Annotated in this window: 11 protein-coding genes and 2 pseudogenes; 2 read left to right on the top strand and 11 right to left on the bottom strand. The window is 60.5% G+C overall.

What is annotated here, in order from left to right; genetic code table 11:
• Positions 1-211 (top strand): annotated as a pseudogene (locus tag LDL37_RS11495) (OmpA family protein); the annotation flags it as partial.
• A gap of 48 nt (positions 212-259) precedes the next feature.
• The gene (locus tag LDL37_RS11490) at positions 260-994 is read left to right on the top strand and encodes an arginyltransferase (RefSeq protein WP_126423833.1); all 735 of its coding nucleotides are present in this window, start codon (positions 260-262) and stop codon (positions 992-994) included.
• Here the strand turns inward: LDL37_RS11490 and LDL37_RS11485 are convergent.
• The 11 genes and pseudogenes from LDL37_RS11485 to LDL37_RS11435 all read right to left on the bottom strand — a co-directional run.
• Positions 980-1,621, bottom strand: a complete 642-nt coding sequence (locus tag LDL37_RS11485) for an exopolysaccharide biosynthesis protein (RefSeq protein ID WP_126423834.1) — start codon at positions 1,619-1,621, stop codon at positions 980-982. The two genes, LDL37_RS11490 and LDL37_RS11485, sit on opposite strands and share 15 nt — an antisense overlap.
• Positions 1,622-1,868: 247 nt before the next feature.
• Positions 1,869-4,085: a DNA topoisomerase IV subunit A gene (gene parC, locus LDL37_RS11480; RefSeq protein WP_290798295.1), complete on the bottom strand. Its 2,217-nt coding sequence runs from the start codon at positions 4,083-4,085 to the stop codon at positions 1,869-1,871.
• Between the two features lie 68 nt (positions 4,086-4,153).
• Positions 4,154-4,552: an aldehyde-activating protein gene (locus LDL37_RS11475; RefSeq protein WP_290798292.1), complete on the bottom strand. Its 399-nt coding sequence runs from the start codon at positions 4,550-4,552 to the stop codon at positions 4,154-4,156.
• A gap of 70 nt (positions 4,553-4,622) precedes the next feature.
• On the bottom strand, positions 4,623-5,090 hold the full coding sequence (locus LDL37_RS11470) for a hypothetical protein (RefSeq protein WP_232037185.1): 468 nt from the start codon (positions 5,088-5,090) through the stop codon (positions 4,623-4,625).
• Between the two features lie 105 nt (positions 5,091-5,195).
• Complete coding sequence (gene recO, locus LDL37_RS11465; RefSeq protein ID WP_290798289.1) at positions 5,196-5,918, bottom strand: DNA repair protein RecO; 723 nt, start codon at positions 5,916-5,918, stop codon at positions 5,196-5,198.
• Positions 5,919-6,064: 146 nt separating this feature from the next.
• Positions 6,065-7,036, bottom strand: a complete 972-nt coding sequence (gene era / locus LDL37_RS11460; RefSeq protein ID WP_290798287.1) for a GTPase Era — start codon at positions 7,034-7,036, stop codon at positions 6,065-6,067.
• A complete protein-coding gene (rnc, locus tag LDL37_RS11455) occupies positions 7,033-7,761 on the bottom strand; it encodes a ribonuclease III (RefSeq protein WP_290798283.1) in 729 nt (242 codons plus the stop codon). The genes era and rnc overlap by 4 nt, the downstream gene beginning before the upstream one ends.
• On the bottom strand, positions 7,761-8,576 hold the full coding sequence (gene lepB, locus LDL37_RS11450; RefSeq protein ID WP_290798280.1) for a signal peptidase I: 816 nt from the start codon (positions 8,574-8,576) through the stop codon (positions 7,761-7,763). Before lepB ends, rnc begins: the two co-directional genes overlap by 1 nt.
• 103 nt (positions 8,577-8,679) lie before the next feature.
• Positions 8,680-9,075 (bottom strand): holo-ACP synthase, encoded by a 396-nt coding sequence (gene acpS, locus LDL37_RS11445; protein WP_290798277.1) that lies wholly within the window; start codon positions 9,073-9,075, stop codon positions 8,680-8,682.
• The gene (locus LDL37_RS11440) at positions 9,072-9,821 is read right to left on the bottom strand and encodes a pyridoxine 5'-phosphate synthase (RefSeq protein WP_290798274.1); all 750 of its coding nucleotides are present in this window, start codon (positions 9,819-9,821) and stop codon (positions 9,072-9,074) included. The genes acpS and LDL37_RS11440 overlap by 4 nt, the downstream gene beginning before the upstream one ends.
• Positions 9,822-9,825: 4 nt before the next feature.
• Positions 9,826-10,000, bottom strand: a pseudogene (locus LDL37_RS11435) (orotate phosphoribosyltransferase); the annotation flags it as partial.

Raw genomic sequence — 10,000 nt, 5'->3', positions numbered from 1 at the left:
TAAGGACTGGAAACTGTCGGCTGATCGCGCCGATGCCTCGCGTCAGGTGTTGCAGGGCGCCGGCGTCGATCAGGACCGCGTGGCGCAGGTTTCAGGCAAGGCGGCGAAGGAGCCTCTGTATCCGGACGACCCGACTCTGGCTGGCAATCGCCGCATTGCGATTATTTTGCTACGCGAAGCGCCCGTTCTCCCAGAAAACCCTTCTCTTTGACGGAAAAATGGGGTCTGATGGGATGACAGGATCATCAGGCATCACCCCATGAGCGAGCATTTTCCGGGACGAAAGCTCAGATACTATCTGACCATCCCTGGCCCTTGCCCGTATCTGGAAGGTCAGGAGGAACGGAAGGTGTTTGTGCACCTCCCCCCCCTCGAAGCCATCAATGTCAATGATCAGCTTTCGGCCATCGGCTTCCGTCGATCACAAAACATCGCCTATCGCCCGGCCTGCCCGGCCTGTCGCGCCTGTCAGTCGGTGCGCATTCCCGTGCACGGCTATCAGCACAACCGAACGGACAAACGCATCCTGAAACGCAATGCAGGGCTGACGCGGCATTTCCGTGAGGCCGAAGCGACGCGCGAACAGTATGACCTGCTGCAAAAATATCTGAAGGCGCGCCACCCCGACGGCGGTATGATGGATATGACCTGGCCCGATCTGGTGGCCATGGTCGAAGACACGCTGGTGCGCACCCACATCATCGAATACCGGCTGGAGGGGCAACTGATCGGCTGCGTACTGGTCGATGCGCTCAATGACGGCCTGTCACTGGTCTATAGCTTCTACGACCCGGACCTGATGAACCGCTCGCTGGGCCGCTTTGTCATTCTGGACCACATAGATCAGGCGCAGCGCGCGGGCTATGCCTATGTCTATCTCGGCTACTGGGTGAAGGGCTCGCCCAAGATGGACTATAAGGCGCGTTATCGCCCGCTGGAGGCGCTGACCGATTTCGGCTGGACCGAGATCGACCCGGATTTAACTGAAGACTGAGTTCAGTCCGCGCCCGGCGGCAAAAGCCCCATAGATAATCCCGCCGACATAAAGCGTGGCCGCCAGCGCAAACACCTGACCCAGCAGTACAAACAGGCCATCGCGCTGGATCATGCCGACCGCCGTCAACAGAATCGCCACCGCCGGCAGTGTGTTGGAAAAGGGAATGATCCCCAGCGGCAGCATCATGATCACCGCCGCATAGATGAGGACCAGCGCATTGACGCGGTTCGACACTGCGCCGCTGGTCAGCCTGAGCAAGCGCGGCTTGACGAAGCGGTCGATCTTCGACACTACGCCGACCCCGCGTTGCAGCACCGGCACCAGCTTCGCCGTCTCGATCTCACGGTCCAGTATCTTTTCCGGCAGCCACGGCAGGCGGTTGAAAAGAATAGCCACGGCAATAAGAATGATGGCGGCGCTGAACGGAATGGAAATACCTGGCACCGACACAGGAATTAAAAACGGCAGACACAGCAGCACGCAGAGCAGCAGCAGGCCCTGCTCGCCCATCATGTCGATCAGTTCCCGCAAGGTGGTGTGCTTGCCCTCAATGCGCCCCACCGTATGGGTCAGCATGGCACTGAGGGTTTCGGAAGTGTCGTGAAAGCCAAAAATCTTACGCATGCGGCATATGCAACGAAAGGCGCATAAGGACGCAAGTGGAAAATCGTTTGCGTGGAGGGACGTTTTTTAGGGCAGAAAGAGAGAACCACAGATTACACAGATTGCACAGATGACTCGCGGTGACTATCGGGGGTTTCCGCCACACACTGTGCAAAACCGGGCAGTATGGGGCTGCGTAGCCAGCTCTGCCAAAAAAAGGGACGCGCCGAGGCGCGTCCCAATCTGTGAAATCTGTGATCCTTTAGCCTTACGCCGGACGCAGCTTGCGCAGGCCGCGTGGGGCCATCTTGCCGACGCTGGCGCGCTTGCCCACAAAGTCTTTCCAGTCCTTGAAGTCGCGCGCCTTGCCCGATCCGTCGTACCACTGCACCGGCCCGGCCTGATCGAAGATGGCGATGTCTTTGACGCCGCCGTCCTTATAGCCTTGCAGCTTGACGCCCTTGCCGCGTGCCATTTCCGGTAACTCGCTGACGGGATAGACCAGCACCTTGTTATTCTCGCCCAAGATGACCACGTGGTCGCCCGTCACCGGCAGGGCAACAAAGGCCTCGGTCCCATCCGCATTGAGCACCGACTTGCCGGCCTTCTTGTTGCCCACGGCGTCCTCTTCGTTCATCACGAAGCCATAGCCGTTCTTCGACACCATCAGGCGTTTGGCCCCCGGCGTGAACATGAAGACGTTGACGATACGGGTGTTTTCTTCCATCTCCAGCATCAGTTGGAGCGGTTCACCGTGCCCACGACCGGACGGCAGCTTGTCGCAGCCTAGTGTGAAGAAGCGCCCGTCTGAGGTCATGATCAGCAGCTTGTCGGTATTGTAGCCGGGCACCAGGAAGCCGAGATTGTCGCCTTCCTTGAACTTCAGTTCTGACGGATCATCGACGCGGCCCTTGGTGGCGCGAATCCAGCCGCGCTCGGACAGGATAACGGTCAGGGCCTCCTTGGGCAGATAGGATTCGATGGCCGCCACCTCGACACCCTGCGGCGCGTCGGCAAAGGTGGTGCGGCGCGCCGACAGAAGCTGCTTGCGCACCTCGGTCAGTTGTTCGTCGATGCGCTTCCACTGCTTCTTTTCCGAACCCAGCAGCGACAACAGGCCGTCGCGTTCCTTCGACAGCTTGTCGTGCTCACCCTTGATGGCCATTTCTTCGAGCCGCGCCAGTTGCCGCAGTCGCGTATCGAGGATGTAATCGACCTGCACCTCGGTCAGATCGAAGCGCGCCATCAGGGTCTGTTTCGGCGTCTCGTCCTCACGGATAATGCGGATCACCTCATCCAGATTGAGGAAGGCGATCATCAGGCCGTCGAGGACGTGCAGACGCTTCTCGATCTTGTCCAGACGCCATTGCGACTGCCTGATCAGCACTTCGCGGCGGTGGTCAAGGAAGGAGGTCAGGATGGTCTTCAGACCCATGACGCGCGGCGTACCGGTCTTATCCAGCACGTTCATGTTGAAGGCAAAGCGCGTTTCGAGATCGGAGATCTTGAACAGGCTTTCCATCAGCACTTCGGGGTCGATATTGCGCGTCTTGGGCTCAAGGATCAGGCGCACCTCTTCATCGGATTCGTCGCGCACATCGCCCAGCAGCGGGGCCTTCTTCGCCTCGATCAGGTCGGCCAGTTGCTCGATCAGGCGCGACTTCTGCACCTGATACGGGATTTCGGAGACAAGAATACGCCAGGCCCCGCGGCCCAGATCCTCGACCTCATAGCGGGCGCGCACCCGCACGCTGCCGCGGCCCGTCTCATAGGCCTCATAGATGGCTTCGCGGCGTTCGACGCAGATACCGCCGGTCGGGAAGTCCGGCCCCGGAATGATGGCCATCAGGCCATTGGTGTCGGTATCGGGTTCGGTGATCAGCAGCTTACAGGCGTCGATCAGTTCGGCCACATTGTGCGGCGGGATGGAAGTCGCCATACCCACGGCGATACCCGTCGCGCCATTAGCCAGCAGGTTCGGGAAAGCGGCCGGCAGCACGACCGGCTCCTCGTCCTGACCGTCATAGGTCGGGCGGAAATCGACGGCGTTCTCGTCGATGCCGTCCAGCAGCAGCATGGCCGCCGTCGTCATCTTGCATTCGGTGTAACGCATGGCGGCGGCGGAATCGCCGTCGATATTGCCGAAATTCCCCTGCCCATCGACCATGGGATAGCGTTGGGCGAACCATTGCGCCATACGCACCAGCGCGTCGTAGATCGACTGATCGCCATGCGGGTGGAAGTTACCCATGACTTCCCCGACGACCTTGGCCGATTTGCGCGCCGCCGCCTGCGGGTTCAGCCGCATATTGTGCATGGCGTACAGCACGCGCCGGTGCACCGGCTTCAGGCCGTCGCGCACGTCCGGCAGGGCGCGGTGCATGATGGTGGACAGCGCATAGGCCAGATAGCGCCGCGACAGGGCCTCGCCCATCGGTTCGCTGAGGATACGGCCGCCTTCGTCAGGAATCACATCGTTGCTCATGCCTTATGCGTAAGGCTTTCGCGCTTTTCGCACAAGCACATATGCAGAACAGGTTGTGGAGGGCGCACTCACCAATTGTTGCGGCCATCCAGCGTTTCGATCGGCAGGCTGCTCAGATCAAAGCCATCGACCATGCGCATATTGATGGCGACGATGCGCTGATCAGGCACGACGCCCGCCTCCCCCTTGGGCGTACCATCGGCGTTATAGGCGGAGGCCCAGTCCGGACTGTCGCCGTGTGTATTGCCGCCGCAATGGCCGCAGAAATGATGCTGATTGAGGCCGCCACTGGCCGAATAGGTGCGATCGTGCGTCGAGCTGTGGATTGTCACCTCACCTGTCGCGAAATAGGCCCATACGGCCCCGACGCGGTGGCAGTAGGTGCAGTTACAGGTTCGCCCGCCTTCGGGGGCTTTTAAGATGTCGATGCGGGTCGCGCCGCAATGGCAGGTGGCTGTGAGGGTCATGGTTCGCTCCTGTTGAGGGAGGGAACGTTGCAGAGCGTGATGACAAAATCTGTCAGCAGGGTTTAAATGCTCAGAACAGGGCGTCCACGGCGTTTTGCAGATCGTTTTCGATGCGTTCGGCCCGCCCGTGAATATGGGCGTCCATTTCAACGACCCGCGCCTTCAGGCTGTCCAGACGCGCCGCCAGATCTTCGCGCGCCGCCTCGTCTTCGAGATTGGAACTGAGCAGGATCTGGATGCCGGACTCGAACTCTTCAAGCGCCTTTTCGCAGGCCTCATCAAAGGGTTTGCGCACCATGTCGGGCGACGCCTTATAGGCGGCAATGACCACGTCTTTCTGCTCAAAGCCTGAATTTTCAAAGTGTTCGACATAGCCGCGACGACGCCAGTCCATCAGCTCCTCAGCCATGTCCGGCATGTCGAGGCCCATTTCAAACAGCATGATGGCTTCGTTGAACAGGTTGAGGTAGTCCGTCGCCAAACCCGTCTCCGGATTGACGTTGGCTGCCCGCAGTTCCTGTTCGCTATACCCTGACATACTCGTCAAACTACCCGCCCGAATCGAGCCCATCGGCCTAACTTAGTGAAAACACGTTACCAAAGCATGGAGAACGATGTTTTCGCGTACATTTTAAAAACGGAATCACTGATCTTGTACACTGTCGATAAGGCGCGTGCGGATTTCGGGCAAGGGTTGATTGAGCGGATGAAAGATATGCCGCTCCAGAAAATAACCGGTCAGGTCCAGCCCCCGGCGCAGATCGTCCGCCTGAACCCCGCCTTGTGACGACAGCAAAAATCCCGGTAAGGGCAGCAACTTATCCTTATAGGGCTCGCCTTCGCGGCGGCTGACGGCGCGGGCCGAACGCGGCGAGACATAGATCAGATCATCGCGGTTACCGCTCACCGCACAGGCCGACAGGTCGAGGCCAAACCCGACGGCTTCCAGCAGGCCCATCTCGAAACGCACATAGACATAGGGCCAGACGCCGGGCAGGCCGAAGGCCTTGATCAGCGCTTCAAAGGCATAAAACGCCCCAGGATAGGCCTCGCGTTCGGGCAGGACGGCGCGCGTCATGACGCAAGCGCACTGCACGCCGATCAGGGCCATCGGATCGTCGAAAAATTCAGCCGTGGCGTCGCCTTCGGGCTCGAGCGTGGCCGAGCCCAGTTGGTCGGCGGTGCGCGCCCGATAGGACAGGCGCACACGGCTGGCCGGTTGCAGATAAGGCTTGAGCCGACGCGAGGCCCCGCCGGGCACATGGGCGGCGATATGGCCGTGTTCCAGAGTCAGAAAATGCACCACCGCACCGGTTTCCCCGTGCGGCCGGGCGCTTAAAACAAAGGCATCGTCTTCGAAAGTCACGACGATCCCCCCTTCACGACGCGAGAAAATTTCACGTCAGGCTGAGACGAAACGTGCGCTTTTCGAGAACCGGCGCGCAGCGTACTTAAGTACGTGAGCACCGGAAGCGCAGAAAAGTGCCCGTTGCAGGCCAGCCTCACGTGAAATTACTCCCCGAACTCCAGACCAAACTGCGCATATAAAGCCCGGTCGTCGCTCCAGCGCTCATTGACCTGCACGTGCAGGAACAGGTGCACCTTGCGGTCGAGAATATCCATCAGCTCCTGACGGGCGCGCTGACCGATCCATTTCAGGGTCTGGCCGTTCTTGCCCAGCACGATGGCGCGCTGACCGTCGCGTTCGACGAAGATGGTCTGTTCAATGCGCGCCGCGCCATCCGGCATGTCCTTGAAGTCGGTCGTCACCACGGCGCAGGCATAGGGCAGTTCCTCATGCACGCGCAGGAACAGCTTTTCGCGGGTGATTTCAGCAGCCAGAATACGCACCGGCGCATCGGCGGCCTGATCTTCCGGATAAAGCCACGGCCCCGAAGGCATTTTGTCGGCCAGCGCTTCCATGAGGTCAGCAATGCCATTGCCCTTTTCGGCCGAGATCATAAAGACCTGATCGAAAACGCCTTCCTTGAACAGGCTGTCGGCCAGGGCCAGCAGGTTGTCGCGGCGCAGAAGGTCGATCTTGTTGAGCACCAGAATGGCGCGGCGGTTATTGGCCTTCAGACCCGCAATGATGGTCTCGGCGTCTTCGACCGCCAGCTTATCGGCACCGGTCGGCTTGGTGTCGGGGGCCGGGAAATGCACGGCCAGATGCGCCGGAGCGTCGATCAGCATGACGACGATGTCGGCGTCTTCGGCTCCGCCCCAGGCCGATTTGACCATGGCACGGTCGAGACGCCGGCGCGGCTTGAAGATGCCCGGCGTATCGACCAGCACGATCTGCGCTTCGCCATGAATAGCGATACCGCGCACCGGAAAGCGCGTCGTCTGCACTTTCTGGGTGACGATGGAGACCTTGGAGCCTACCAGGGCGTTGACAAGGGTGGATTTGCCCGCATTGGGCGCGCCGATGATGGCAGCGAAACCCGCGCGCGTCGTCGCGGGAGAAGAAGAGGTGATCGTCAATTAAGACCTGCGTGTTCGATAAAGCTGAGGGCCGCCGCCTTTTCGGCCTCCTGACGGGACTTGCCGCTGGCGACGACGGGATCATAGCCTTCTAGCGTGAGCGCGACCTTAAAGATAGGGGCATGATCGGGACCGGTGCGTTCCACGATCTCATATTTCGGTGAAGCCAGCTTCTGCTGCGCGGCCCATTCCTGAAGGTGCGACTTGGGGTTCAGGTGCGAACGGGAATGGCTGGCGCGAATATGCGGTTGCCACAGCGGAGCGAAGATGCGCCGCGCCGTCTCAAAACCACCGTCGAGATAGACCGCTGCGATCAGGGCCTCGCAGGCATCGCCCAGAATGGTCAGGTTTGAACGCCCCCCGCTTTTGGTTTCGCCGGGGGCCAGACGCATGGCCGCCCCGACGCCCAGCGACGTGGCCACCGCCGCACAGGTTTCGCGGCTGACCAGCCCGTGCAGGCGCTGCGACATCTCCCCTTCGGCGGCCTGCGGGAAGGCCTGCATCAGGGCTTCGGCCACCAGCAGGCCCAGCACGCGATCCCCGAGAAACTCCAGCCGCTCATTATCGCCGGAGACGGTCTTTTTGGGGCGTCCGTCGCTGACACTGGCGTGGGTAAGCGCGCTGTCGAGCAGTTGGCGGTCTGAAAAGCGGTATCCGAGTTTCGCCTCCAGTTCATCCAGCACCTTCTGCCGGTGGCCGGAGGCATCCCTTTGCATACGTGTCATTATTTCAGGGACTTGAAGAAACGGTCCCAGCGCAGGTCGAGCCAGGTCCACGGCTTGAACAGCGAGGCCCCCTTGTTCCACGAGATCAGCACCATGACCGCCTTGCCCTCAAGGTTTTCGGCGGGCACGAAGCCAACGCCCGGCTGGAACGGATCGGCGGGCGAGAAACGGCTGTCGAGCGAGTTGTCGCGGTTGTCGCCCATCACGAAATACTGACCTTCGGGGACGGTAAATTCCTGCGTGTCGTCGGCTTCGGGCTTATAGCCCATATCCTGCGTCAGGTGGGTCGTGCCGTCAGGCAGGTCTTCTTCCATCACCTCAACACCCTGCGTCGCATAGGTGATGCCGGCGGAGATCGGCCCCTTGTCGATGGTGGTCACCGGCTGGTCATTGATAATGACCTGACCGTTCTTCACCTGAACGCGGTCGCCGGGCAGGCCGATGACGCGCTTGATGTAATCGACCTTGGTGTTGCTGGGCAGCTTGAACACCACGATGTCACCGCGTTTGGCCTGCTTTTCGAAAATGCGGCCCGAAATCACCGGCGGCGAAAACTGGATGGAGTGCTTCGAATAGCCATAGTCCCACTTGCGCACCACAATGTAGTCGCCCTCATAGAGGTTGGGCTCCATCGAGGCCGACGGGATGGTGAAGGGCTGGAAAAACAGCGTGCGGAAGACCAGAGTGATGATCAGGGCGATCGCCACGGTCTTGATGATATCGGACCATTCGTCCTTGATCGCCGACTTTTCGTCGTTTTCCACGGTCGCAGTCTCGGTCACCGCGTCTTCAACGACCTTGTCTTCAGCGCTCATTACTCAGCCCCATATTCTCCAGCGCCTTACGTTTTAAGCGCATTCCTTCGACCTGTCTATTTTTAGATTTCGGCCAAAAATAGACGTTACATTTTATTCAGGGTTAGTCAGGCACGGCCTCGATAATCACATAGGCCCCGGCCAGATCACCCTCATCCGTCAGGCTGAGGTGGATGCGCGCCACACAACCCTGCGGCAACAGCGCCTGAAGCCGGTCAAGCGCGCCGTTTTTAAACGTCACCTCAGGCTTGCCCAGCGCATCATTGCGCACCTCTATGTCGGTGAAATGAAAGCCGCGCAAACCGGTGCCCAGCGCCTTCATCACCGCCTCCTTGGCGGCAAAACGCTTGGCCAGGGTCGGATGCACCGGCGTTTTCGACAGGGCGTAGGCCTGCTCGGCGGGCGTGAACACGCGGTCGAGGAATTTCTGACCGAAACGTTCGACCGATTGCCGGATGCGCCGCGCGTCGGTCAGGTCCATGCCCACGCCAAGGATCATAGGCGCGCAGCGTCCATCAGGTGCCGCATACGGCTGACCGAAGCCTCAAGCCCCACAAAGATGGCCTCACCGATCAGGAAGTGGCCGATATTCAGCTCTTTGATCTGAGGCACGCGCGAAATAAAGGTCACGGTATCGTAGTCGATGCCGTGGCCCGCATGGACCTCTATGCCGACCTCAGCCGCCATGTGCGCCGCCCATTCGAGCTTCTTCATCTCGGATTCGACGATGGAGCGTTCGCCTTCGCGCCAGGCATCGCACAGGGCCCCCGTATGGAATTCGACCACGGGCGCGCCGATGTTCGACGCTGCCGATACCTGAAGCGGGTCGGTGGCGATAAACAGCGAGGTACGGATACCCGCCGCATTGAGCCGTGCGACCGCAGGCCCAACGACGTCAATATTGCCCGCCACATCCAGACCGCCCTCAGTGGTACGCTCCTGACGCCGTTCGGGCACCAGACAGCAGGCGTGCGGCTTGAGATCGAGCGCAATGCCGATCATCTCATCGGTCACCGCCATCTCGAAGTTCAGCGGTTTGCGAAACTCATCACAGACGGCTTTCAGCGCCCAGATATCCTTATCGAGCACGTGGCGGCGATCTTCGCGCAGATGCGCCGTGATGCCATCGACTCCGGCCTCCAGCACCTGACGTGCGCCACGCGCCGGGTCAGGCGCGTGGCCGCCACGCGCATTGCGCACCGTAGCGATGTGATCAATATTGATCCCCAGACGGATGCGGTTCATGGCATCAGGCCTTTTGCGACAGACGGCGGCTGCCGGGGTCCTGCACCGGAATGGCGGCCAGTTCCGGCGGCAGGGCATCGGCGGGATAGGCCGGGACTTCGAGGCTGGCCAGCGAGATCAGCGGCACACCGACATCGGCCTTGCCCCCCGACCGGTCAACGATACAGGCCGCCGCGACG

This window comes from Asticcacaulis sp., from assembly GCF_020217185.1.
Taxonomy (GTDB): domain Bacteria; phylum Pseudomonadota; class Alphaproteobacteria; order Caulobacterales; family Caulobacteraceae; genus Asticcacaulis.
This window is presented reverse-complemented; position numbering and strand designations above follow the sequence as displayed.